Origin of the sequence: Actinopolymorpha sp. B9G3 (genome assembly GCF_040120725.1) — a bacterium.
Taxonomy (GTDB): domain Bacteria; phylum Actinomycetota; class Actinomycetes; order Propionibacteriales; family Actinopolymorphaceae; genus Thermasporomyces.
Genome location: NZ_JBEEAB010000028.1, coordinates 1 through 22,731 on the forward strand (window position 1 = coordinate 1; position 22,731 = coordinate 22,731).

The window sequence follows — 22,731 nt, forward strand, 5'->3', positions numbered from 1 at the left end:
AAGAAGGGCTTCATTTATTCCGAACGACACGCGCCGACATAGTCAAGATTTGGTTATTACAAGAAATCGTCGAGGTCGCTCCACGCGCACCAAACCGAGCCCACCACCTCACGAAATTTGAGACAGATCCCGAGAACCCACTCGTAATGCGCCGCTCGGATGTGGCAGCCACTTCACCATGATCAGGCACGGGTTTCCAGGGACTGAAAAGCGAAGGTGCGGTTCGATCCCGTCCCAGACCACCCAGCCTGACCAGGCCAGATAGCGAAGCGGACTCCCCACCTGCGCCCTGTCTGCCCTGCCATGGCGTACGCCCGGGGAATATTGTGACGCGATGGATGACTTTCCGCCTCGCCACGTCGTCTGCGCTGGAGCAGTGGTGGTGCAGAGTGGTCGCTACCTTCTCGTTCGCGAGGCACGAGGACGTCATGCGGGTCGATGGGGGATCCCATGGGGGTTCGTCGACAGCGGCGAACTACCTGATGCCGCCGCCGAACGCGAGTGCCTGGAAGAGGCGGGCATTCGTGTGACGGTCGACGGGCTGCTCGGCGTCCAGGCCCTTCCGGGAGCCAACGGCGGTCTGGCGTTCGTGTTCGCCGCTCACCCAACGTCTGACGGGGAACCACGGCCAGACGGAGACGAGACAGACGCAGCGGCGTACGTCTCACTCGAGGAGATGAACCAACTTCCTGTCGACCGCTGGTGCCACTGGATGGCCGAACGTGCACTGGACGCCCGCGCACCAATCAGCCAGTCTCTGGACAACCCGTACTCAATGTCGGCATGGCTAGCACCGAGTTAGCCGCGCCTTCGCCGAAAGGGCCATTCCCATGACGATCCGGCACTTCACCGCGTCCGCCGTCGTCCTCGACGACACCGACCGGGTGCTGCTCGTGCACCACAACAAGCTGGGTAAATGGCTCTACCCTGGAGGACACGTCGACCCGAACGAGACCCCGGCAGAGGCCGCGGTGCGCGAGGTCTTGGAGGAAACCGCCGTGCAGGCGGTCGTGCTCGGCGAGCCCGCATTTACCCACGCCGCCGTGGATGGCCATGCTGCCCCGTGGGCGGTCATTGAGATGGACGTGACCGACTCCAAGGTCGGCGCGCACCGGCACATCGACTTCGTGTACGTGTGCCGCGCCTCCGGCGGAGAGCTGGCCGCGCAGCCGGAGGAAGTCGCCGGCGCCCGGTGGGTGCCCGTCGGCGATGTAGCCGCGCTTGCCACCCCGACCGAACTGCCCGAGTTGGTCGCGGCCGCGGCGCAATGGGCGAAAACCCAGCGATAGCACCGGATCGAACACGAAGGGTCCGCCTTGCGTCGTCCGCATCTCGCCAGAGGTTGCCTTGGTCGCCGCACCGCTGCCGGCCCGTATGTACGATCCTTCCGGCAGGTCGGCCGAGGGCTGGCGGCCGTGCCACGTGACTGCGCACACGCTCGTGGTGCTCAGCTCGACGAGCCGGGAAGCCGCGCCGGCTCCTTTCGGATGTCCGTTGCGAGAATGGCTGACGTCAGCTCGCCCAGGCCGATGGGCAAGATCAGGGTCCTGTCTCCTCCGCAGCTCACGGACCGCGCGGCAACCACGTGGGGTTTTGTCCCTCTCGGTACGACCACCCGGAGTAATCCACTGTCGATGCGATCCAGCTCTCTCTGGGTCCAGCATGCCGAACAGGAGAACCTGCTCGCGGTCGTCGACAACAATCACGCGTCCGTGTTGCGCGGAATGCTCTCGGCGGTCACCTTGGCCCAATCTCTCTGCTCAACGACTTCATGAAGCACCAAGCTACCGCTCGGCCCTCCTCCCCGAACGCGTGCAACCGCTGACCGACAGCGCCGTTCGACCGAAGGCCGACAGGTTAACTGGGCCATTAGCGGGCCATTAACCGAGGACAACAAGGGGTACTCCAGGCCGCTCCAGCCGCTTGCCCACGCCGGAGATCGGGCTATGAGCGCCGCAGAAGTACGTTTCCCAAGCTGACAGTCTCCGTGCCCTCCGCGTGCCCCAAGCCAGGCCGATCATGGTCCGCAGCGGTCAATGGCGGTCACGTCGAGCTGACTCCGACGCCGCGATGATCCACGCTCAGCGCAGCGGGAGCTTGCGAGGGTCCTTTGCTGGGCAGGCGATGAGAGACTGTCCTATGGCTGACAGCGTGCCTTCCCGTCCTGCTCTGACAGTGCCACTGCCAACGGCCCGGCTTGTCCTTCGCGCTGTCCAGCCAGACGACGACCCGATGCTCACTCGGATCTGGACTGACCCAGATGTTCGCCGGTACATGGGTGGACCGCTCTCGTCGGAGGTCGTTCGGCATCGCAACGGCGACTTCGTAGGTAAGCCTGGCAAGTACTGCGTGACCCTTCGGGCAACCCTCGAGCCGATCGGCCTCCTCGGCATCGGTCGGGACCACCGCAGCGGACACCTGGAGGTGTCCTACGGCCTCCTCCCAGAGCACTGGCGGCGTGGATATGCGCAGGAGGCGATTCTCGCACTCCTCGCTTGGGCCTTCGAGCGACTTCCGGATGCGGACGTCATCGTGGCAAACACCCGGGCCGACAACGCCCCATCTCGCCAGCTGCTCCAGGCGATCGGAGCCGAGTGCGTCGAGTCCTTCGGCGAGGGCGACGAGTCGGTGATGTACGCCATGGCTCGACGACAATTCCTGACCCCACCGTGATCCCAACGACCTGCACCTGCGAGTGACGATGAGCACCTGGACAACGAGCGCCCGAGCGCAGACGAGCAGGTCGCGACCCGGGGTGCCCCCAAGACTCAACTCGCGGCGAGGCTCTTGCGTCAATGCACGCCGCCGTACCTTGAACTGAGCTGAGTTACCAACCGGAGGTGGAACGTGGGAGCGACCGGGTGGTGCCGACTGACGATCGATGATGTCGCGCGTGCTGCTGGCGTGTCGAAAGGGGCGGTCTCGAAGCTGCTGACAACTGACGACGAGACCATTGCCGGGCTGGCGCAGCTGGCCTCGACCGGATCCCCGGACTTCAGCGTCGTCCTGCCGGAGCCTGACGACGCGGTGTCCGACCTGCTTCGGCTTGCCGTTCCCCATGAGGACATCGATGCCATCGTCGCGTGCCTTCCAGTACTGCGACAGCCAGGACCGCTGCGATGGTTGCTTGAGCGCTGTGTCTACTTGCTGGCTCATTGCATGGACGACCCCTCGACCGGCCCTCGGTTGCCGACCTTCCCCAACCAGAGTAAGCCTGTGCGCCGCTACTTCTACGTGATCGTGTTTCTTGCGATCCTGCCGCAGCTACGGAAGCTTCACCGACAACGAGGTATCCCCGAGCACGTGTCCTGGCTGACTCTGACGGACCTGGGCCGGCAGGTTGCCCGGCACCGCCGTTTCCACGGCACCGGTGGGCTACGCGACCCGAACTGGCTGGTCCACCAGTCCACCGGAACGCTCTACCAGTTGGGACGACTCCAGTTCGAACGGGCCACACTCAACAAACGGCTCGGACCGTCGATCGCCAGGGCCGGCCTGCCGGACCACCCCGGTGACCCATGCCTATCCGTGCACATCCCCGAATACTGCGGACCACTCTCGCCGCAGGCGTGTGACGACTCATTCGCCGCAGCCCGCGACTTCTTCGCACGGCACTATCCAGGCGAGCGCTACCGCATCGGCGTGTGCGGGTCGTGGCTGCTCGACTCCCAACTCGGCGAGTACCTTCCAGCCGACTCCAACATCGTGCAATTCCAGCGACGTTTCACCATCCGGACCTTCCCAGCAAACGACCACTCCATCCTGCGATTCGTGTTCGGCCCGGACGCCTCCGACCTCGACCAGTTGCCTCGCCGCACCACGCTCGAACGCGCCATCATCGGCCACATCAAGGCCGGCCGCCACTGGCGCGCCGGCAGCGGCTGGCTGACGCTTTAGCCGTCACTCACGGATATCGGTCCGCCGCGGTGGATCCGGTCGGCGGTGTCAGAGCCGCGGCAAAGCCGGATTCTTGGTCGAGGCGAGCTGAGGTCGCGGGGTGCGAATGCGACCAGTGTTATGGGAGCAGTGTCGAAGCGAACGACCGGTCAGGAACTCCCAGCTCGGCGAGCGCGTGGTGCAGGAAGTCGGTCGCCCGGGCGGTGAACTGCTGTGGGTTGTTGATGAGTCCCTGCTGCCGGTAGCCCCTGAGCATCCGTACCTGTTTGCGGAGGGCATCGAGCCCCCAGACGAGGTCGAGGACCGGGAGGTCGGCCGGTTCCGCACCAGCGATGGCGGCGTAGTGGTGGGTCAGTTGATCGGCGGCCGCGGGCCCGAGGATGAGGGCCACGTCCACCCGACAGTAGGCTTCGCAGGCGGAGGCCAGCCACGTGGAATGAGGAGCAGCTTGGCCGATTCCTCGATGTGGCGAGCAACGATCGCTTCCCCTTTCTGATCATCGCATATCGCGAGCTGCGCGCCCTTGAGCTGGACCTCCTAAAACGCCGACGGGACCTCGACGAGCTCGACGGGCGGCATTCCGGCCCCGTCAGCCGATCCCAGGCAAGCCTCCCTCGTACATGTCCGAGATCACCGTCGACGACCAACTCCTGCAGCTGGCCAAAGAGACCGAGCACGATGCCGCCACCGACCCGGCCACGCAGTTCCTCCGGGCAGCCGCCCAGGTTCCGCGGGCCGGGCCGGTCGAAGGGACCCGCCCTGCCACGATCTGTGCGACGTCGACGCCGATGACGACCAGGGCGAGGACGCCGGCCGCGAGAGCCAACGCGGGCGAGATGACCGACAGATCAGCGCATGGAGGACGAGTTCGGCATGGCGCCCGACCGCCTGCCCATCACGGTTGCCCCGACGATCCGACACGGAAACGCTCTACACGTCGACTGGGCGGATCTTCTTCCACCAAGCGACGACGTGATCATCCTTGGAAACCCGCCGTTCATCGGGCAGTACACCAAGACACCGGAGCAGACCCGCGACGCAAAGGCCATCTGGGGTAAGCGATACAACGGGTATCTCGGCTACGTAACCTGCTGGTACGCCAAGTCGATCGACTACTTCGGCGAGAGCCGCGGCCGGTGGGCGTTTGTCTCCACGAACTCGATCTGCCAAGGTGAACCGGTCGAACACCTCTGGCGTTGTTAGTAGCCGGAGCGCTCCACTCAGCCGTGCCCTCCCCCCGGTGATCTACGGCAACAAGCCGACCGACAGTGGCAATCTCCTTGTCGACGAGTCCGACTACGGTGACGTATCTGCCGATCCGATAGCGGCGAGGTACCTGCGGCGGTTTGTCGGGGCTCGGGAACTGCTGCATGACCTTCCGAGATGGTGCCTCTGGCTTGTGCATGCGCCCGCCTCCGATATCGCCAGGAGCCCGGTCCTACGGCAGAGGGTACAGTCTGTCAAGGAAATGCGTGAAGATAGCAGCAAGGCCGCCACGCGAGCAAAGGCCGCCACGCCGCACCTATTCGACGAACGCCGCCACCCTGCGAGCAGCTACCTGGCTATCCCAGCGCACGTCGGAGAGAATCGTCGATTCCTTACCGCCGCTAGGTTCGGCACGGATGTCATCTGTGGCAACGCCAACTTTCTTGCACCAGATCCTGATGGCTTCATCCTCGGTGTGTTGTCGTCCTCGATGTTCATCGCTTGGATGCGAGCGATCGGCGGCCGCATCAAGTCCGACCTTCGCTTTTCGAATACCTACACATACAACAACTTTCCGCTGCCGGACCTTAAGCCGCGACAGCGAGCCTCGATCGTTGCAGCGGCCTCTCAGGTCATCGATGCTCGCGCCGAGCACCCGAACTTGTCGCTGGCGGAGCTCTATGAGCCTCTCTCAATGCCGCCGGGCCTGGTCGCTGCGCACGCTGAGGTTGACCGGGCCGTGGGCGCGCTCTACGGACGCGGCGCTCTCGAAACTGAGGCGGCTCGACAGCGCGTTCTGTTGCGCACGTACGGCACGCTGACTGGTCAGGAAGCACTTCACCACTGACCACTGGCTGAGGACCAGACGCGGCGCGGAGCGCCAACGGCTTCACTGAAGCCTCGCCGGTGTCAAGCGCGGGTGCGGGCGCGGTGACCCGCTGCCACTGTTCTGCCTGTTAGTCGCGTGGCATGCGCTCCGTCAGCGGCCAGCTCCCGGATGAAGCCGCAGGTCAGACTCACAATTCTTGCCGGTCTTGAATGCCGCTAGGCGGGATAGCCCCCTCGACCATGTGGGTTCGAGTCCGGACATCCTCCCAGCAGCCCTCGCCCGCCAAACTCTCGAAGGTGTTTCGCGGGTCCCTCCGACCATGATCATTCCCACTGCGTTCCCATCCCAGCAGCTGAGGCCGTATCGTCCCAGGTCGCGCCGCTTCCGTGGAGGGACTGTAAATCCTCTCACCCAGGTTGGCTGCGACTAGCGGCTAGCCGGCAGGCTCTCGATTCGAGCTTCCACGTAGCGGGCCGGCTGTGGTGACCAAGCTTGTGACCAAGACAGGTTGCAACGGTTGCGATCGGGTGAGACGGATCGGCTCACGATCGCAGCGTTGGCGCTGGTCAGCCAGTGGCATCCTCGGCAACTGCTGAGACGTAGGGGAGGCTGCTCATAACCCAGAGGTCGCGGGTTCGAATCCCGCCCCCGCTACCACCGAAGGCCCGGACCAGACGGTCCGGGCCTTCGCGTTGCCATGTGAGGTTTGACGTGCGGTTTGTGGTGGCGCCGGTGCTGCTATCCCGATACTCAGGCGGCGTCCGGCAGTGGTTCGTCAGGCAGACCTTCACTCGAATCGATGCGATCAGTACCCCGATCCGTACCCACGGCCGCTCCTGGAGGCCAGTCGCCGCGGTTGACCGCTGATCACCGAAGGCATGGCCGCCACGTGTGGACGTATGTGGCAGAGAGGCCGTCGCTGGGGAACCTGAGGCTGACAACGCTGGACTGGACGGCTGCCGCTCAGGAGGACGCTCCGTAGGCATCCGTGGATGCCCCCTTGGTGGCGGGGCACATGGCACGCGCAGATAGCACGTGCGCGCCGCCGGCAACGAGCACGGACTGAGCGGAGCATCCTGAGGCAAGTGCAGCCTGGACCGAATATTGGGACAGTTACGCCGCGCGCCGATCGGACCAAAGCTCGGATAAAGGTGAAGTACAGGCGGTGCAGCCATGGTTGACCTGTCGCGGGCGCGCGTACGGAGGTATCGGGAAGGAAAACAGGTTGTGTCTGAGTTTGGTGACTCGCCACCCATTGCCATTCGGCGTCAAGGTCGTCCTTGCATACTTGTGGTTGACAGCGCCGTAAATAGTTTGGCCGTGCTTCTAATGGCCCTCGTTCTTGGACCCGAGCTAGACATGGGTGGGTCGGATGCGGTACTGGTCCCGGAACGCTTGGTCAGTGGGGAAGCAAACCCTCGGTCGCTCCTGATCATGTTTATACACCTGTACGGGACTGCGGAGTATCTGCATTCGTTTTGCGAGGGATCTCAGTGGCTGTGAGGAGATTGCTTCTAACAGTTGCCGCTTCGGTAATTAGGACATTAGCTCGACTGCCGAGCTCCATCTTGCGCGTACTCGCGGGCCCACCGGTGATGGTCGACAACCATATACTCAGTGTACATTCTCAGCTGCTGGTCAAAATAGGCGCGCTGGCAAAGCGTTGTCAATCTGAGATCCCGAGCATTGCCGATATCCGTCGCGACTCCGACCTCGGACTTATCTCCTTGGCGAAAGGCATTCACCCAGGCATACGAACAAATGATGTAGCTATCCCTGGCCCCGGTGGACGAATTCGAGTGCGCATATATCAGCCAGCGCGGGTGAACGGACCCGGGCCTGCGCTTGTCTATTTCCATGGCGGCGGGTTCGTGATGGGGAGCATCGAAACTCACGACGCAGTTTGTCGATTCCTGGCGACGCATGCGGACGTTCGGATCTTATCGGTCAACTATAGACTGGCCCCAGAGCATCCGTTCCCTGCCGCGGTGGAAGACGCGGTTTCCGCGTTCCATCAGATTGTCGAGAATTCCAGCCAATTTGGCGTAACGGCGCATGCCGTCGCGGTGGGCGGTGACAGTGCGGGCGCGTGCCTCGCTGCTGTCGTATCGCATTCAGCTGTCAAGAATGCCGTCCCGCCGCCCGTATTTGGTCTCCTCCTGTACCCGCCCACCGATATCGTCGGACTTGGTTTCCGCTCACAGGACCTCTTCCCATTCGTCCTAGACAACGAAATCCTGGGCTTGTGTCGGGATCAGTATCTACCCGATCCCTCGCTGTACGATGATCCGCGCGTATCGATACTGCAAGAGACCGCTCTACGCGGCCTGCCACCGACCTACGTGGCAAGCCCAGGGTTCGACCCGATGCGCGATGAGGGCGAGGCATACGTCGACCTTCTACGCCGGTTTGGCGTCGATGTCGAGCACCAGCGACACCCCACCCTCATGCACGGATTCGCCACCTTCTTCATGATTGACCCAGAAGCAAAGATCGCGATGCTCCAAGCAGCACATGCACTTCGACGCGGCCTGAAGGTGCGACCGGGAAAAGCATATTGCGGGGACGGGTGTGGGATCACCTAAGCTTGTCTCTTAACCTCCCGCCAGTCTGGACGCTGGAGGTTAAACGACGAGCTTGGAGCCAGGACCAGCAACGTAAGAGGTGGCAGTCCCTGTTCAAGGTATGGGCGCAAAAGCCCCAGGCCGCTGGTGCTGCTAGCGCGACGGTCGGGCGTCGCCCAGCACCGGTTGGTCAGCGAATCTTCACTCGAATTAGTGCGATCAGGATCCCGATCCACCCACGGCCGTTCCTGGAGGCCACTCGCCCCGGGACGTGCGCTCGATCAGCTGCCCATCGCCTGTGCCATGTCCGGTCCGTACCCGTTGACTTGTGGGTGTAGATCTCCGCTGTCACCACCACATCCGTGTGTCCGATCCGCTCGCTGTGCGCCTTCACGTTGTGTCCGGCGTCCTGGGAGATACAGCTATCAGGGCCTTCGACATCGGCACATCGGGTACCCAGATCCGTACCCAAGGCGCCTCATGGTTGTGTGACAACGGCGTTTTCACGTCGTTGGTAACCAGATTGGTAACCCGTTGGTGCGGTCGGCTCGTGTCTTGTGCTCTGTCGGGTGATGTGCGACAGGTGTCCGCCATCTGATGTGCGACGCCTGGATGCACTTACTGTGGCATGAGGGTGTCTGGCGCGCCGGTCCCTCGGCTCGGCGAGGTGACGCACCTTGGTGTCGGGCGACGTCTCGCGAGGGCGTGAGGACTCAGGGGGTGGGAACCGGCTCGGACGAGGGCCGCCACTCTCGCCTGATCAGCCCGTAGACCCACGAGTCAGAGACCTCGCCGTTCACGATGCAGTCTTCCCGCAACGTCCCTTCACGCACGAAGCCGAGCTTCTCCAGCACGCGGGCGGATCCCACGTTGCGCGTATCGGTCTCAGCCTGGACGCGATTGAGGTCCAGCGTGTCGAATGCCCATCGCAGCAAGACGCGTGCTGCCTCCGTCGCGTAGCCGTGGCCCCACGCTGCATCGTCGAAGCAGTAGCCCAGCGATGCGCTGCGGTAGTCCGGATTCCACCGGTTCAGGCTGCACCAGCCTATGAACGCCCCGTCGGAGACACGATTCACGGCCAGCCGCGCCCCGGTGCCTTCGTCAGCCATCTGCCGGCAGGCCGTGATGAACCGCTCGGCGCGCACGCGTTCGCTCCACGGCGGCGCATCCCAGTAGCGCAGCACGTAGGCGTTGCTGTGCAGCGCGAAGAGGTCGTTCGCATCCGCGTCGTCGAAGGGTCGCAGTCGAAGGCGAGCGGTGTGCAGCGTGGGGGTTGGCAGCGACATGGCCTCATGGTCCCTTCCCGAGATCGGTGGCCGATCAACCAGACATCCGATGCCGGCCACTCGCAACGGGTTTTCTCGGCGGGCGGGCAGGACGACGTGCTCACTCATCGGCAGATCCGTTCGCCACGTCCAGGCGTCGCACATCAGGTGGCGGGCATCTGTCGCACATCACCCGAAGGAGCACAGTCAGCTCGCGTCCCTGCTGCCGATCATCGCTCTATGTAGATCAAGGGCGCCGCCCTGGCTGAGGTGAGATTTCGGGTCTGGTTCTGCTGGCAGACCGCGCTCGCCTGGTCGACGAACAACACCTCAGCCACCCTCGCTCGATTCCTTGCCACCACCGCCGAGAATTCCCCCGCATAGCAGCACCGGGCCGGTGCAGGCGGATCGTCATCGAGGTCGCCATCGGTGAAGGAACCTCCCCTGCGTCAAGTTGTTCCGGGTCAACCGTTCTAGCTCTACCGAAGGTTGGCGTCACGTGGCGTCCGGTCGCTGAGCGCCTGGTCGTGGGCGACGGCGACGAACGAACGAAGTCGACGAAGTCCCAAGCCGGCAAATGATGTCGCACGCGTATCGATACGGCCAACACATTGCATTGGACGTATCGACGTGGCGGCCCTAAGTTCGAGGTCATGGAGCAACGATCTCTCGGCCGAACTGGACTGAAGGTTTCCGAGCTGTGCATGGGCACCATGACGTTCGGAAATGAGACTGATGAGCAGACCGCGCACCAGATGCTCGACGCCTTTGTCGACGCCGGCGGGACTTTCGTCGACACCGCCAACGGATACTCGGCCGGTGCGTCCGAGGAAATCCTCGGTCGCTGGCTGAAGAACAGGCAACGCGACGATCTCGTCATCGCGACGAAGGTGTTCCACCGGGTCGGGCCCGGGCACAACGACCGCGGTGGCGGGCGCAAGCACATCATGACCGCGGTCGAGTCGAGCCTTCGCCGGCTGGGTACCGACTACATCGACCTCTACCAGACCCACGTCTTCGACGAGAACACCCCGCTCGAGGAAACCCTTTCCACGTTGGACAGGCTCGTCACGAGCGGCAAGGTTCGATTCGTCGGAGCGAGCACCTACGCAGGCTGGCAGCTGCAGAAGTCGATCGACCTTGCCCGCCAGCACGGGTGGGAGCCGTATGTGTGCCTGCAGCCGCTCTACAACCTGCTCGACCGCGACGCCGAATGGGAGCTCGTCCCCGTCTGCCTGACCGAAGGGCTGGGACTCATCGCGTGGAGCCCACTGCGGATGGGGCTCCTGACCGGGAAGTACCACCGTGGCATGACGGAACCGATCAGCGGAACGCGGGTCGAGCGGCTGAACGCCATCGGCGATCCTGCCTGGACGAGGTATGCAACCGAGCACACCTGGCGGGTGCTCGATGTCGTGAGAGAGATCGCCGAGGAAGCCGGACGGTCTGCCGCGCAGGTATCGCTGCGCTGGCTTTCGCAGCGACCCGGAGTGACCGCACCCATCATCGGGGCACGCACAATGGAGCACTACGAGGACAACGTCGGAGCGGTCGGTTGGTCGCTCACCGATGACCAGATGCGTCGGCTGAACGATGTGAGCGTACGCAGCCTTCCGTATCCGCACGATGTGCTCGCATGGGCTCAGACCCTGCCATGAAGCCGCGACAGGTGAGCGCTGCGGCCAGTAGGTGCGGTCGGCTACCTTCTGGACCTCGGACCTGGAGTGAACTCCTGGTCCGATGATGAGTGTCTCCCTGGAAGCTTCACCGCTCAGTGGGGCAGGGCAGTCGCTCATGGTCAGGTCGCGGTGAACGCGTCTCTCGGCCAGCTGAAGCGTGGTGTCACCGTGGTTGGTAGGTCCCACCAGGCGGGCAACGCTGTGGGCTCCCAGTCAGGATGGGCCACGAAGTCGCACCACGTGCCGTCGAAGGGAAAGGCCTTGCGCTCGATCGCGCGGGTAACTGCTTCAGCGCGAGCCCTGATGGTGCGCGCCTCCTGCTCGGTCCAGAACATCGGATCGCCGGTCTGTGCCGCGAGCTCGTCTTCGTCTTTCCACTCCCACTGACCATTCGGTTTGACGAGGACGTCGAGCGCAAGGTCGAACAGATCGATGCCTCCGGCCCAGCGCGACCCTGGAGACTCAAGGTTGATGTACCAGCCAATGTGATCCCCAGGTGCGTCGAACCCCCACCACACGGAGTGGTCGCTGTCGGGCGGGGTCAAGATGAGCGTTCCGAACCGGGAATACAGCGTAGGTTGCAGAGTCGTCGGCGTCTGCAGTTCCTGCGCGTAGGGCAGGTGCCTGGTCGGCTCGCTGTTCTCGGTGACGCGCCGCATCACCGTGGAATCCTTAGCGATCCAGATCAGCAGGCCCCGCTCGTCATCGGCGACCACCCTTGCACATTGAACGGTCGCCAATCGACCGTCGGGATGTAGGCAACGGCGAACGACGGTCTGCCCAGGTCGGAATCTCATGGAGGGCAATCTAACCAACGTCACGTCGGACGCCGCGCCATCCACGGGTCCGGCTCAGGGCAGACGAGACCACCACTGGGGCGCCTGCTCACACCCGGAGTGATCTCGCTCCCGGCCATGTTCCTGCACGTTCCAAGCGGTGTGGCCCGGACCTGCCCTCGAACGGCCGCCAATAGCCGTCACTAATCCACGGCTAGCGCGCTGAGAGTGAGCGTACATCTTCCAAGCTGACGTGCTTACGGACAGCCGTCACAGGTTGGACCAAGCGCGGTGAGGCTGGAGAATCGGACCCATGGGACGATTCTGGGAGGTCATGGCGGACGACTGTCCATTCTGTGCCCTTGCTGCGACTGATGGCGATCCTGAGCTTCTCTCCTACCAATCATCTGTAGCGGTGGCGTTCTCTAACCTCTACCAACGCGATCGCAACCGCGGACATCAGTTGGTATCCCACGCGAGCACATCGCCGACCTCTACCGGCTCCCGAGTCAGATGTACGCCGGCATTCTCGGCGCCGTTGCAGTCGTTGCACGCGCGGTCCGCTCAGCCTTCGACGCCGAAGGAGTCACAGGTCACCAGCACAACGAAACCGCTGGCGGGCAGGACGTGTTCCACATGCACTTTCACGTGATTCCACGGTCGTCAAACGACAGCTTCTACGAGGACTTCCCCGCAGGACGGCGAGAGATTCCGCTAGCCGTCCGGCGTGATCAAGCAGCCACAGTAGTAGAGGGCGGATAACCTGCCTGCGGTGCCCTCGAACCGCATGACCGGAGGAGTCGATGCAGGGATGACGACAAGGCGGCCGATGCCCACAGGGGACGACGTGCTGGGGTACTTCAACACCCTGTCGAACTGGGGGCGGTGGGGCGACGACGACGAGCGTGGCACGCTGAACCACATCACCGACGACGTTCGGCTGGCGGCGGCGCGGGCCGTGCGCCACGGCAGGAGCGTGTCGTGCGCATGGGAGGTTGCCGTGCCAGATGAGATGGAGCGGTCGACGACGACGTGCCCGTACGCCGTCGACATGCCGGGAGCCGAGGGCATGCCGGAGCGGTTCCACGCCGACCGACGGTGGGGCTTCTCCAACGAGCAGCTCGGCATCGCGTACCACGGCAACACCATCACCCACGTCGACTCGCCGTGCCACATCTTCTGGGACGGCACCATGTACAACGGGCGGTCGCACTCGCTGGTCGACGCCGCAACGGGATCGGCCTGGGCAGCCGTCACGGCGGCGGCGAACGGGATCATCACGCGTGGTGTCCTGCTGGACGTCGCGAGGGTCCGCGATGTGCCGTGGTTGGAACCGGGGGAGGGTGTGTTTCCCGACGACCTCGAGGAGGCCGAGCGTCGCCAAGGGGTTCGGGTGCGGTCCGGCGATGCGGTGTTCCTGCGGACCGGCGGCGGCCGCGCCCGACACGAGGCCGGTGCGACGCCAGGCTTCACCCAGGCCGGCTGGCACGCGTCCTGCCTGCCGTGGCTGTACGAGCGGGAGGTTGCGCTGATCGGCGCCGACACCCCTCAGGACGTTCAGCCGTCGGGGTACGAGGACGTGTTGATGCCGGTGCACGCCGTTGGCCTCGTCGCGATGGGTCTGTGGCTGCTCGACAACTGCGACCTGGAGGGGTGCGCGACGACGGCCGCCGAGCTCGGCCAGTGGGACTTCCACCTCGCAGTTGCGCCGATCCGCTTCGCCGGTACGTCCGGCAGCCCGGTCAACCCGATCGCTACGTTCTGACGCGTTCACCAGCTCCTCAGAGCCGGTACCGACCGAGTGCTGCCACGGGCAGTACCTCGCGGAGAGCCTCACCGGCGTCCCCCGGATCAGGCTGCCCCAGCGGGCAACGAGGGGTACTCCAGGCCGCTGCAGCCTTATACTCACGCGGCGGAGCCGGGCGGCGGCCGCCATTTGCATCTTCGTGGCAGAGGCCATCCGCCAGCTGGGGGTGTCGTACGGCGAGTCACGCTCCACTGCTGGGCTCGGTGGACCTGTGCTGCTGCAGTACGTCGAGGTCGCGGCAGGCATATTGGTGGTGCGCCCACTCTTCGGCGACGACGATCTCCAGGTAGTGCCGCACGGGATCGGTCGTTTCGTCGCAGATCCGGTCGAGTTCGGTTTCGGTGAGCGCATCGACGATCTCCCGCACTCGTGCCATCCGGTCCCGCCGCACTACGAGCACTTCCTCAAGGGTCGGGTCGTCAGGGTCCGGGCTGACGTCACCCCACCCCCGAACCGGGGGCCCCCACGAATAGTCTTGGGCGCCGGTGACCCAGCGAAAGACGGAACCATCGGTCACGCCCACGAGGTGGCGCAGGGTTTCCACGAAGGACCACTCGCCGTCCACTCGCTCGTGCACCATCGGCTCCGGTAGCCGCTGCGCCCGATCGACCGTGGCCGCCCACAAGCCTTCGAGGATCGACCACGCTTCGCGGAAGCCCTCGGGCGTTGTCGGCTTCATCTTGGCGTGCTCCGGGAACCTGCGCAGCTTCTCGGCCTCCACCAGCGGGGCGATCGGAATGCCGTCCCACGTGAGGCCCTCGCAGCTGCCCCAGATCTCGGTGTTGATGAAGTCGGCACCAGTGATCCGGGCGTTCTCCATCCAGATGTTGTGCATACGCGACTCGGAGAAGTCCACCTCGACCAGTCGCGAACGGCGTAGGTCGTTCTTGAACATTGCGTGCTCAGGCATACGTGGCACTGTACGAAGCGAAACTGACCACCACTATGGCCTGTTCTTCGCGTCGATGCGCGAATGCCGCCGTGGCGGTTGCCCTGCCAAGCGACACTGTGGCCGTCGCTCAGTCATCGGCGCAGCGGACGCCCTGGCTTCTGAGGAACGTGCGCACCTGAGCCGAGTGCAGGGGGAGGTGGTACACGCCCAGGACGAGTTGGCGCGCCAGCGAGTCCGTCCCGGCGCCTCGGTGCCACATGGGCAGTTGTGCGGCTCCCTGATCATCGGTCAGGTCAGCAAAGAGCTTGTCGGCCTGACGCCGACAGTGGTCGACGTAGCCGAGCAGCTGTTCGCGAGAATACGTAGGCGGCACGACGTACCAGTCTTCGTCGTGCGGAGAGAACGGGGCAGGAGGTGCCCAATCCGTCTCCATGGCAGACAAGTCGGCGTCGGTGAAGAAGAGCGCGTGGTAGGCAGTTCGCCACACGGCACCCTGGGCCCGGAGCTTGCGCTCACTGACCGCTGGGTCATCGAACGGCCGCCCATCAGGATCCGTCACAGGCCCGCCGTCGGCACTTACCTCCCACATACTCGCCTCCCACAGCTCATCAGGACAACCGCGCAAGACGATCTCCATTTCGTCAAGGCTCAACCGGTACTGTGCCGCGACTGCAGAAACCCAGATCGTGGTCATCTCCAACGCTCCGTCTCATCCCGTGTCCCGGAAATGGTCAGCCCGGAACTGCCTCGGCCGCGGCGTAGCTCCGAACTGGTCGGCGACGCTACTGAAGGGAACCGGCCAGCGTGGTGTCCTGTTTGAACCAGGGAATCTGGGACATGAGGACAAGGCACCGGGAACCACGGAGCTACGGCGCCTGCCTCTACGGATAGGTGAGGCGGGCATTCCACAGCGGTCTGGGATCAGTCCGTCGCCTGCCTGCTTCGACGCTCGGCCAGATACCGGGCTATCCAGGTCGTGTTGAGTGCGGTGCCCTGGCGCTCGGTCTGTGCGGTGATCGGCTGTGCGGACGATGGGTCGACGTCCAGGAACGTGAGTACCTGCCTCGCAACGCCAGCCGGGTCGGCGTCGAGATCCTCGTACGTGACCGTGAACGGCTCGATCTCGTGCTCGTCGAACCATCGCAGCCAGGCGGTGTTGTGCTCGTCGACCATGCGGAGGAGCCCGTCGATCAGGTCGTAGTCGTAGTCGGGTTCGGGACCAGGCTCCGACCCGGGCGGCCTGTACCACACCCCGGTCAGGTGAGCCCGCGCCAACGAGACGGCCTGCGCGATCGTGTCGGCGCGTCGGATGAGAACGAACCGTAGGTCGGGGAAGGTACGCCGCAGCAGCTGGGCGGCATCCAGCCCGGAGCTGGCGGGAAGGGTGGCGAGGTTGGTGAGCAGGTCGTCGAAGTATCCCCACATCACCTTGGCGGCGAAGACCCCGTTCGTGGTCGTACCCTCAGACAACGCGGCGCGCAGGTAGTCGGGCCATGGTGACTCCGCCGGGGCCGAAGCGTCCCAACGCTTTGCCCAGAAGGCCTCGTCCCCGCGCCAGAAGTACTCCTCGGCCCGGCCGGCGACGCCGCTGGACTTGAGCAGACCGCACAGCATCGAGCTGCCGCTACGCGGTGTCCCGCATACGAGGCACGAACGGATGGGCATGGTCGTGTGCCGGCTCACAGGTCGACCTGCCTCACGTCGGTGCAGGTCAGGGCGAGCGCGGTCCACTCTGCCGTCCCCGCCGTGACCTCTCCAACTCGGACGGTCATGGGGTGGCAGCCTAGATGGGCCGATCACCGAATGCGATCGATTATCGGGAGGGCGCCGGAATGGGAAGGCCGGCGTGCAACCCGCGTGCAAGAGCGGGACCGACGGATATGGACTGCCTGGACAACGAGGCGCCTTGGCGTGCGCTGTTACGGCTGAACCAGGACTGCATGGACTGATCTGGACAAGTGAGCATGGGTTCCATATTCGTGTGCCCCCGGCCCCACCGCCTTGACAGCTACTCCCTGTGGCAGGTCTCCGGGACGCCATCAGTGCACCTGATCGGTACAGCTAGCTGCCTCCGCTGGCACCATCACGCGGATGACATCCGCGCTCACACTCCCACTGCCGGTCGTACCCGATCCGTCGAGTCCCCGCGCCCGCCAGGTACTCCTGGATGCGGTCGCAGACGACGTTCCCATACGCATGCTGCTAGACACGGGGACCTACCGCCGCTCGGTACCGCACCGAGACGCTCTCGCTGGCCGTCTCCGGCCGGAAGGTCCGGATCCGAATACGGGCGCGGGTCAACATGACGTGAGGCTTGTGCGGCTGGAGACGTTGCAGTGGGTTCATTGACGGCACGGGGACTGACGGTGAGTCTCCAGTCGCCGGACGGTGCGCCGATCTACATCGTCTTGGACAACCTGTCCGCTCACAAGGCGCGAAGGTCCGCACCTGGGCTGCTCGGAACAAGGTCGAGGTCCCCACATTTGACAGATCTGGCGCATATCGCCCACTAACACGAGCCACGCGCAAGATCGGTTCAGCCGATCTTGGAGCTTTGGTGCCACCCTGGTCACGCGGGGCTGTTCACAGCGTCTCGTTTCGGTTCAGGACGGCGTTGTGGACGGTCGGCGGGACCCGTAGCCGATCGTCGCTTCGATAGAGCGGCCGGAGGTCGTCGAACCCGGCCTCGGGCGCGCCGGTCAGTGTGGCCAGTCGGTCGTACAGAGCGATCCAGTCGCTCGGGATCTGTTCATCCGGTTCGGGCATGGCGCCCCAGACGTCCCAGGGCAGCATTTCCAGGTTGTTCAGGGCCGCGACGTCTCGTACGAGGTTGCCCGCGATCCACCAGGAGCCGAACTCACTCAGCCCAGACAGACCGAACTTGCCCGGGTCGGCCTCACCAGCGCGGCACTTCGCCCACGCGTCACCCGCGGTCAGGAAACGGTCGCGTGGCACGTCGGTGACGTCGAAGTCGATGGAGAAGACCCCGCGCTGCAGCTCATCGATCTGGGCGTCGATTAGCACCCACCGCTCGTCTGCGACGTGCCAGTACTCGCACACCCAATGATCTTCGTACGCCTCAGTCGGGAAGTACCCGCCGAACCCGCATCGCGCCCGCGCCGGCACACCCTGGTGGCGCAACATGGTAATCATCAGCACCGTAAAGTGCCGGCAGTTGCCCGCGAGCCGCTTCTCGGGCGGACGTGGGACGGTAAGCAGGCTGTCGTCGTCGGTCAGCAGCCGCTCAACCAGCCGCTCCACGGGTCGAATGTGCACCGGGCTGCGCTGTTCATCGGTCAGCGTGATCCCGTAGGCAGGGGCGATGTGTTCGTGGACGAGCAAGCCGTGCCCGACCTTGGCCAGGGCGCCGATGTCGCTAGGCAGCCCGTCGAACAGCTCCTGGTAGCGGCCGGGGGAGGTCATCACACCCGGTTTCCGGTAGAAGTCAAGTGTTGCTGGGTCCGTGGTGAGCACGGTGGCCTCCGTTCCGTGATGGCAAGCGGTGACTCCAAAGCTCGTCCTTGCCCCAGGGACAAGGTCAAGAGTCGATGCGTACGCGCTGGTCGATCGCCATGCTCTCGGTGACAACGACCGGTGCCCGGTCCGAGCCGGGGGGCCAGATCCCGCCGACCGGCCGTGCCGGGATGATCAACGCGTTGGACGGGATCGTGCGGTCGCGGCGAAGATGGGCGGGTGGGTATACGGGCGCGTGGGGGCTCTGACAGGTCTGCTGATAGGTGTGGCGACGAGCTGCTCGCCATCGGAGCGTTTGCCCGCCGGTCAGGATTGTCGATGAAGGCGTTACGGCTGTATGACCGGTGTGGGCTGCTCAAGCCCGCCGACGTCGACCCGAACAACGGGTACCGCCGCTACCACTCCAGCCAGCTGTTCATGGCGCGGCTGATCGAGATGTTGCGCTGGCTCGACATGCCGCTCACCGATATCGCAGAGATCCTGTCCACGCCGGGCGAGCGTGCTGCGGAGATTCTCCAGACCTACTGGGACGGCGTCGAACGGCGCATCGCGGGCCAGCGCGAGCTCGTGAACCTCCTCCGGACCAGCCTCCTCGGAGGCAAAAGCCGCTTCCCGCGGTACCAGGTTCACGTGCGCCACGTGGCAGACCAACTCGTACTCACCGAGCGCTCCCGGGTGCCGCGAGAGGAACTGGAGGGTTGGGCGAGCGAAGTGAAGCAGCGTCTGACCAGCACGGCGTGGGCCTACGGAGGGCCGAGCGCGGAGCTGTTCATCGTCTACCACGGACCCGTCACCAAAAACAGCGACGGACCCGTCGAAGTGTGCGTGCCGATCCACTCCACCCCCGCAGCCCACGACGATGCGGCGACCCGTCGCGAACCCGCCCACCGCGAGGCGTACACAACCATCACCAAAGCGCAGTTCGACCTGCCACTGATCCTGTCCGCCTATGAAGCCGTCCAGCGATGGATCAACGACCACGGACTGACCCGCACAGGACCCGGCCGAGAGGTCTACCTCCCCGGCGTGGACATCAACACTGCCCATCTCCACGACCAGGTGTGTGACGTCGCCTACCCGATCGAGTAGGTCGGGCGGGCGCGACGGAAGGTGGCTGCTGGGCGACCGGCTAGCGACCAGCGTATGTCCGCTACAGGATCCCTATCCGCCGAGGTGTATCGCGAATGATCGTTACCGGACGCGGGCAGTAGTGTCTGGCGTGTGATCAGGTTCTACTGGCCGACGATAGGGCGAAGGTAGGCTCGCCGGGTCCGGGCATGGATCGAGGAGGTGCCCATGCGCATCGGTATCGGGGTTGTCCTGCTGGTTTTGGGTGCGATCCTGTATGCCGCCGATGTTGATCTGCCCCATGTCAACGACGACGCACTCGGCTTGATACTGCAGCTGGCCGGCCTTGTCGTCATCGTCATGGCGGTGATCACAAAGGTCGACCGGCCGGAGGTGGGTACGAGCATCGGCCTGTTGTTGATGGCGGCGGGCGCCATACTGGCCGTGGCCGTCCGCGTCGAGTTGCCTCACGCCGCCGCCTATGTACTCGGAAGTGCATTCGTCAGCGCAGGTGTCCTCACGCTGATCGCGACAGTGGGGGTGATCATCGGGCGGCGACGCTTGGCAAGCGGCCGCCGCACGGTGAACGTTCGGCTGGTCGAGCCTCCCGAGTCCGATGAGGGTGGCCCGATCTTGCGGCCTGATCTTGCGGTCATTTCCGATAAGGATGCGGCGAAGGCCGCCCGCTTCCGCAGCCATCCGCACGGTGCCTATCCCCCACCCAGGGATTAGCGGCGCCGTCTGCCGATGAGCTGGTGGCGCCTGAGGATGACCTCCGGCCCGCGGAGTTCGTCCGGTCTACTACCTCTGGTGAGTCCTCCGGCGCCCGTGAGCCGTAGGGGCGGGACAAATGGGCCACCTATCGAGGGCGAAGGGCTTCCGATCATGCCTATTGGAGCCCCACACTAATTGCCCGGTACGACGTGCCGCTGTAGCAAGTCTTCGACCAACGCAGGCGCGCAACCTGTTCCCCTGGTGTCATTTCTTTCGCGTTGGAGGTGGAACGCCCTTGGGTAGGAGGTTATCGGCATCGAGGAAGACCGTATCGACGATCCGAAACGCCTTAGACTTGCCGAGCATGCACTCATCGTCCGGACCGACAGTTTCATAGTAACCGACGAGTCTTAGACGGGTGCCGAAATAGATTCCAGCCTGCAAGTCGCGATTGCGAAGCCCCCTATGAAGCACCGTGAATTTGGTTCTGTGGTGAGGCCTCACTCTTACCCGCCATCCCGACGGCCAGAGCAACGGGACCCTGCTGCTGTCCTCGTCGGTGACGAGCCAGATGCATCCGTCGTCTGTAGAGCCCTGAATCTTCCCCGTCAGCTCGGATGTTGCCGAACGGGTAGGCCTGCCGGACGAAGGCAGGTCTACGATCCACTCATCGGCCCCGTGACATTCAGCCAATTGATCGCCTCTCCTCGCGCCACAACCACCGGCGATGAAAGATCGAACCCGCGCCCGACAACGCTGCAAGCAACGCTCAGCGCCAGTAGATCCGATTGTTGCATCCACATCAGGTAGCCCTTGAGCGGTTCGTGGAGTTCAAGCAGTTCATCGATGGTGGCGTGTCGTCGGCGCGGTTCAAGGGCAGGTCGGGGGAACGCGGAATCTTGTCAACTGGCGCTTCGTCGGGCTCGGAGCACGACGTCTTCGATGTGGTGGGCAGCAGAGGCGGCACCCGCCGGGCGAGGTCGCTTCTCATGAACCTCGATGTTCCATTCGGTTGAGTCGGTGAGCATAGCTGCGAAGTCGTCGACTCGTAGGTAGGCGTCTGGGTCGAACGGTCGACTGTGGGCCAGATTGCCGGTCGGCGCACGCATCGGCTCGAGGTCGTGGCTCACAACAAGGAGCGTGCCGCCGGGGGCAACGGCGTTGAGCAGGTTGCGAACACCGCGGCCATCGGGAGTGCGGGGAATCGATGCGTAATGCGCTGACACGAGGTCGAACGCTGCGGTTTCAAATGCATCGACTGCGTTCGCGTCAGCGCGGTGGCAGACGACGTGGAGAGCGCGGCGCTCGGCCTCGGCGTTGACACGGTCCAGTGCGCGTTGGGAGATGTCACTGGCAGTCACCTTCCAACCTTGTTCGGCCAGCCAGAGTGCGTCGCCGCCCTCGCCGGCGCCCACGTCGAGTGCACGGCCAGGCGCGAGGCCGCCGACCTCGTTGACGAGTGTGCCGTTCGGGTTGCCGCTCCACATCTGGTCGCCGGCGTAGCGATGATCCCAGTCGGCCTCGTTGCCTGATCGTCGGGCGTCGGCTCGGATGTCGTCGTCTGCGAGACTGAAGCTGACCATGGCACCGACGCGGCTGCCGTCGGCGGCGGCCTGCAACACCTGCTGGCTCGGATCGGTGACGTTGCCGGCGGCGTAGAGACCCGGTATCGCGGTTGCCCCGGTCGCGTCGGTCTCCACGACATCCCCGAGCCCGGACGGGTGCGCCACCGGTCGCAGACCGAGCGAGGCAAACGGTTCGGCGCGTGCCCTGAACCGAGGACCAACCACTACCGCGTCGGCGTCGATGCGTTCGTGGTCGGCCAGCTCGACGGCCGCGACGTGGCCGTCCGCGCCCGTGACGATGCGGCCCACCGGCCCGGATCGGATGTCCACGCCGGCCGCCCGAAGGACGTCGATCTCGGACTCGTCGATGCCGACAGGGTTGTGGAGCACGACGGTGAGCCGCTCGCTGAGCTGGCGAAACAACCCGACGGGGTGCAGTCCCATGGAGTGGGTGACGATCTGGACGATGCGGCGGTCGCGGACCTCGAACCCGTGGCAGAAGGGACAGTGGATGACCTCGCGCCCCCAGTGCTCGGCCACTCCGTCGATGTCCGGAAGCACGTCCACCAGACCGGTGGCGGCAATGACCCGACGGGCGACGACGAAGTGACCATCGACGAGTTCGACGCGGAAGTGGTCGTCATCGGTCCGGGTCACACGACTCACCCGACCGGCGAGGACCTCACCGCCGTAGCTGCGTACCTCCTCGCGACCCACGGTGGTCAGATCTGAAGGCGTGACCCCCTCACGGCCGAGGTAGCCGTGCATGTGCGCGGCGGGGGCGTTGCGTGCATCGCCGGCGTCGATGACGATCACCGACCGGCGCTGACGCCCGACTTGGAGCGCGGCAGCAAGTCCGGCCGCTGATCCACCGACGACCGCGACGTCACAGTGCCGTTCTATGGGACGGAAGTCTGAATCACTCATGCCCCCGGACGCTACGCCATCCTGGCGATATGTGCGAGGCTACTTGCAGTATCCGCAAACACATGGAG

The 22,731-nt window shown here is 64.6% G+C and carries 22 protein-coding genes; 14 read left to right on the forward strand and 8 right to left on the reverse strand.

Features of this window, described 5'->3' with window-relative positions; genetic code table 11:
• The 5 genes from ABNF93_RS30435 to ABNF93_RS30455 all read left to right on the forward strand — a co-directional run.
• Positions 1–182: hypothetical protein (locus ABNF93_RS30435; protein ID WP_349331684.1), on the forward strand; the 182-nt coding region annotated here is incomplete at its 5' end.
• A gap of 152 nt (positions 183–334) precedes the next feature.
• The gene (locus ABNF93_RS30440; RefSeq protein WP_349331685.1) at positions 335–802 is read left to right on the forward strand and encodes an NUDIX domain-containing protein; all 468 of its coding nucleotides are present in this window, start codon (positions 335–337) and stop codon (positions 800–802) included.
• A gap of 28 nt (positions 803–830) precedes the next feature.
• A complete protein-coding gene (locus tag ABNF93_RS30445) occupies positions 831–1,289 on the forward strand; it encodes an NUDIX hydrolase (protein ID WP_349331686.1) in 459 nt (152 codons plus the stop codon).
• An 850-nt stretch (positions 1,290–2,139) separates the two neighbouring features.
• Positions 2,140–2,673, forward strand: coding sequence for a GNAT family N-acetyltransferase (locus ABNF93_RS30450; RefSeq protein ID WP_349331687.1), 534 nt, complete (start codon positions 2,140–2,142; stop codon positions 2,671–2,673).
• 174 nt (positions 2,674–2,847) lie between these two features.
• A complete protein-coding gene (locus tag ABNF93_RS30455) occupies positions 2,848–3,897 on the forward strand; it encodes an acyltransferase domain-containing protein (protein ID WP_349331688.1) in 1,050 nt (349 codons plus the stop codon).
• A 118-nt stretch (positions 3,898–4,015) separates the two neighbouring features.
• On the opposite strand, the gene ABNF93_RS30460 is transcribed toward ABNF93_RS30455, so the two are convergent.
• On the reverse strand, positions 4,016–4,294 hold the full coding sequence (locus ABNF93_RS30460) for a hypothetical protein (protein ID WP_349331689.1): 279 nt from the start codon (positions 4,292–4,294) through the stop codon (positions 4,016–4,018).
• A 458-nt stretch (positions 4,295–4,752) separates the two neighbouring features.
• Between ABNF93_RS30460 and ABNF93_RS30465 the strand changes: the two genes are divergently transcribed.
• The 3 genes from ABNF93_RS30465 to ABNF93_RS30475 all read left to right on the forward strand — a co-directional run bounded on the left by ABNF93_RS30465 (position 4,753) and on the right by ABNF93_RS30475 (position 8,517).
• Complete coding sequence (locus ABNF93_RS30465) at positions 4,753–5,100, forward strand: DNA methyltransferase (RefSeq protein WP_349331690.1); 348 nt, start codon at positions 4,753–4,755, stop codon at positions 5,098–5,100.
• Positions 5,101–5,137: 37 nt separating this feature from the next.
• A complete protein-coding gene (locus ABNF93_RS30470; protein WP_349331691.1) occupies positions 5,138–5,950 on the forward strand; it encodes a type IIL restriction-modification enzyme MmeI in 813 nt (270 codons plus the stop codon).
• 1,577 nt (positions 5,951–7,527) lie between these two features.
• Positions 7,528–8,517 carry an alpha/beta hydrolase gene (locus ABNF93_RS30475; protein ID WP_349331757.1) on the forward strand — a complete coding sequence of 330 codons (990 nt, stop codon included), beginning with the start codon at positions 7,528–7,530 and terminating at the stop codon, positions 8,515–8,517.
• Between the two features lie 692 nt (positions 8,518–9,209).
• Here the strand turns inward: ABNF93_RS30475 and ABNF93_RS30480 are convergent.
• Complete coding sequence (locus tag ABNF93_RS30480; RefSeq protein ID WP_349331692.1) at positions 9,210–9,782, reverse strand: GNAT family N-acetyltransferase; 573 nt, start codon at positions 9,780–9,782, stop codon at positions 9,210–9,212.
• Between the two features lie 632 nt (positions 9,783–10,414).
• Between ABNF93_RS30480 and ABNF93_RS30485 the strand changes: the two genes are divergently transcribed.
• Positions 10,415–11,419, forward strand: coding sequence for an aldo/keto reductase (locus ABNF93_RS30485; protein WP_349331693.1), 1,005 nt, complete (start codon positions 10,415–10,417; stop codon positions 11,417–11,419).
• 140 nt (positions 11,420–11,559) lie between these two features.
• Here ABNF93_RS30485 and ABNF93_RS30490 read toward each other — a convergent pair whose 3' ends face one another.
• On the reverse strand, positions 11,560–12,099 hold the full coding sequence (locus ABNF93_RS30490; RefSeq protein ID WP_349331694.1) for a ribonuclease FAU-1 family protein: 540 nt from the start codon (positions 12,097–12,099) through the stop codon (positions 11,560–11,562).
• A 585-nt stretch (positions 12,100–12,684) separates the two neighbouring features.
• Here ABNF93_RS30490 and ABNF93_RS35100 point away from each other — a divergent pair.
• Positions 12,685–12,978, forward strand: coding sequence for an HIT family protein (locus ABNF93_RS35100; RefSeq protein ID WP_502877656.1), 294 nt, complete (start codon positions 12,685–12,687; stop codon positions 12,976–12,978).
• 49 nt (positions 12,979–13,027) lie between these two features.
• On the forward strand, positions 13,028–13,981 hold the full coding sequence (locus tag ABNF93_RS30495; protein WP_349331695.1) for a cyclase family protein: 954 nt from the start codon (positions 13,028–13,030) through the stop codon (positions 13,979–13,981).
• Between the two features lie 223 nt (positions 13,982–14,204).
• Here the strand turns inward: ABNF93_RS30495 and ABNF93_RS30500 are convergent, their stop codons facing one another.
• The 4 genes from ABNF93_RS30500 to ABNF93_RS30515 form a co-directional block, all read right to left on the reverse strand.
• Complete coding sequence (locus tag ABNF93_RS30500; RefSeq protein ID WP_349331696.1) at positions 14,205–14,933, reverse strand: DinB family protein; 729 nt, start codon at positions 14,931–14,933, stop codon at positions 14,205–14,207.
• Between the two features lie 109 nt (positions 14,934–15,042).
• Positions 15,043–15,609, reverse strand: coding sequence for a DinB family protein (locus ABNF93_RS30505; RefSeq protein WP_349331697.1), 567 nt, complete (start codon positions 15,607–15,609; stop codon positions 15,043–15,045).
• A 227-nt stretch (positions 15,610–15,836) separates the two neighbouring features.
• Complete coding sequence (locus tag ABNF93_RS30510; RefSeq protein ID WP_349331698.1) at positions 15,837–16,580, reverse strand: Stf0 family sulfotransferase; 744 nt, start codon at positions 16,578–16,580, stop codon at positions 15,837–15,839.
• Positions 16,581–17,498: 918 nt separating this feature from the next.
• Positions 17,499–18,389 carry a transglutaminase-like domain-containing protein gene (locus tag ABNF93_RS30515; protein ID WP_349331699.1) on the reverse strand — a complete coding sequence of 297 codons (891 nt, stop codon included), beginning with the start codon at positions 18,387–18,389 and terminating at the stop codon, positions 17,499–17,501.
• A gap of 74 nt (positions 18,390–18,463) precedes the next feature.
• Between ABNF93_RS30515 and ABNF93_RS30520 the strand changes: the two genes are divergently transcribed.
• The 3 genes from ABNF93_RS30520 (at position 18,464) to ABNF93_RS30530 (ending at position 20,189) form a co-directional block, all read left to right on the forward strand.
• Positions 18,464–18,637 (forward strand): hypothetical protein, encoded by a 174-nt coding sequence (locus ABNF93_RS30520; protein WP_349331759.1) that lies wholly within the window; start codon positions 18,464–18,466, stop codon positions 18,635–18,637.
• The gene (locus ABNF93_RS30525; RefSeq protein ID WP_349331700.1) at positions 18,609–19,478 is read left to right on the forward strand and encodes a MerR family transcriptional regulator; all 870 of its coding nucleotides are present in this window, start codon (positions 18,609–18,611) and stop codon (positions 19,476–19,478) included. The genes ABNF93_RS30520 and ABNF93_RS30525 overlap by 29 nt, the downstream gene beginning before the upstream one ends.
• Positions 19,479–19,685: 207 nt before the next feature.
• Positions 19,686–20,189: a hypothetical protein gene (locus ABNF93_RS30530; protein WP_349331701.1), complete on the forward strand. Its 504-nt coding sequence runs from the start codon at positions 19,686–19,688 to the stop codon at positions 20,187–20,189.
• Between the two features lie 884 nt (positions 20,190–21,073).
• On the opposite strand, the gene ABNF93_RS30535 is transcribed toward ABNF93_RS30530, so the two are convergent.
• A complete protein-coding gene (locus ABNF93_RS30535; protein ID WP_349331702.1) occupies positions 21,074–22,663 on the reverse strand; it encodes an FAD-dependent oxidoreductase in 1,590 nt (529 codons plus the stop codon).
• Positions 22,664–22,731: the final 68 nt, after the last annotated feature.

Bases quoted from the DNA above. Each gene is read 5' to 3' on its own strand.
- ABNF93_RS30440 (WP_349331685.1), top strand. From the start codon at position 335: ATGGATGACTTTCCGCCTCGCCACGTCGTCTGCGCTGGAGCAGTGGTG.
- ABNF93_RS30445 (WP_349331686.1), top strand. From the start codon at position 831: ATGACGATCCGGCACTTCACCGCGTCCGCCGTCGTCCTCGACGACACC.
- ABNF93_RS30450 (WP_349331687.1), top strand. From the start codon at position 2,140: ATGGCTGACAGCGTGCCTTCCCGTCCTGCTCTGACAGTGCCACTGCCA.
- ABNF93_RS30465 (WP_349331690.1), top strand. From the start codon at position 4,753: ATGGAGGACGAGTTCGGCATGGCGCCCGACCGCCTGCCCATCACGGTT.
- ABNF93_RS30475 (WP_349331757.1), top strand. From the start codon at position 7,528: ATGGTCGACAACCATATACTCAGTGTACATTCTCAGCTGCTGGTCAAA.
- ABNF93_RS30480 (WP_349331692.1), bottom strand. From the start codon at position 9,782: ATGTCGCTGCCAACCCCCACGCTGCACACCGCTCGCCTTCGACTGCGA.
- ABNF93_RS30485 (WP_349331693.1), top strand. From the start codon at position 10,415: ATGGAGCAACGATCTCTCGGCCGAACTGGACTGAAGGTTTCCGAGCTG.
- ABNF93_RS30490 (WP_349331694.1), bottom strand. From the start codon at position 12,099: ATGCGGCGCGTCACCGAGAACAGCGAGCCGACCAGGCACCTGCCCTAC.
- ABNF93_RS30495 (WP_349331695.1), top strand. From the start codon at position 13,028: ATGACGACAAGGCGGCCGATGCCCACAGGGGACGACGTGCTGGGGTAC.
- ABNF93_RS30500 (WP_349331696.1), bottom strand. From the start codon at position 14,933: ATGCCTGAGCACGCAATGTTCAAGAACGACCTACGCCGTTCGCGACTG.
- ABNF93_RS30505 (WP_349331697.1), bottom strand. From the start codon at position 15,609: ATGACCACGATCTGGGTTTCTGCAGTCGCGGCACAGTACCGGTTGAGC.
- ABNF93_RS30510 (WP_349331698.1), bottom strand. From the start codon at position 16,580: ATGCCCATCCGTTCGTGCCTCGTATGCGGGACACCGCGTAGCGGCAGC.
- ABNF93_RS30520 (WP_349331759.1), top strand. From the start codon at position 18,464: ATGCGTACGCGCTGGTCGATCGCCATGCTCTCGGTGACAACGACCGGT.
- ABNF93_RS30530 (WP_349331701.1), top strand. From the start codon at position 19,686: ATGCGCATCGGTATCGGGGTTGTCCTGCTGGTTTTGGGTGCGATCCTG.
- ABNF93_RS30535 (WP_349331702.1), bottom strand. From the start codon at position 22,663: ATGAGTGATTCAGACTTCCGTCCCATAGAACGGCACTGTGACGTCGCG.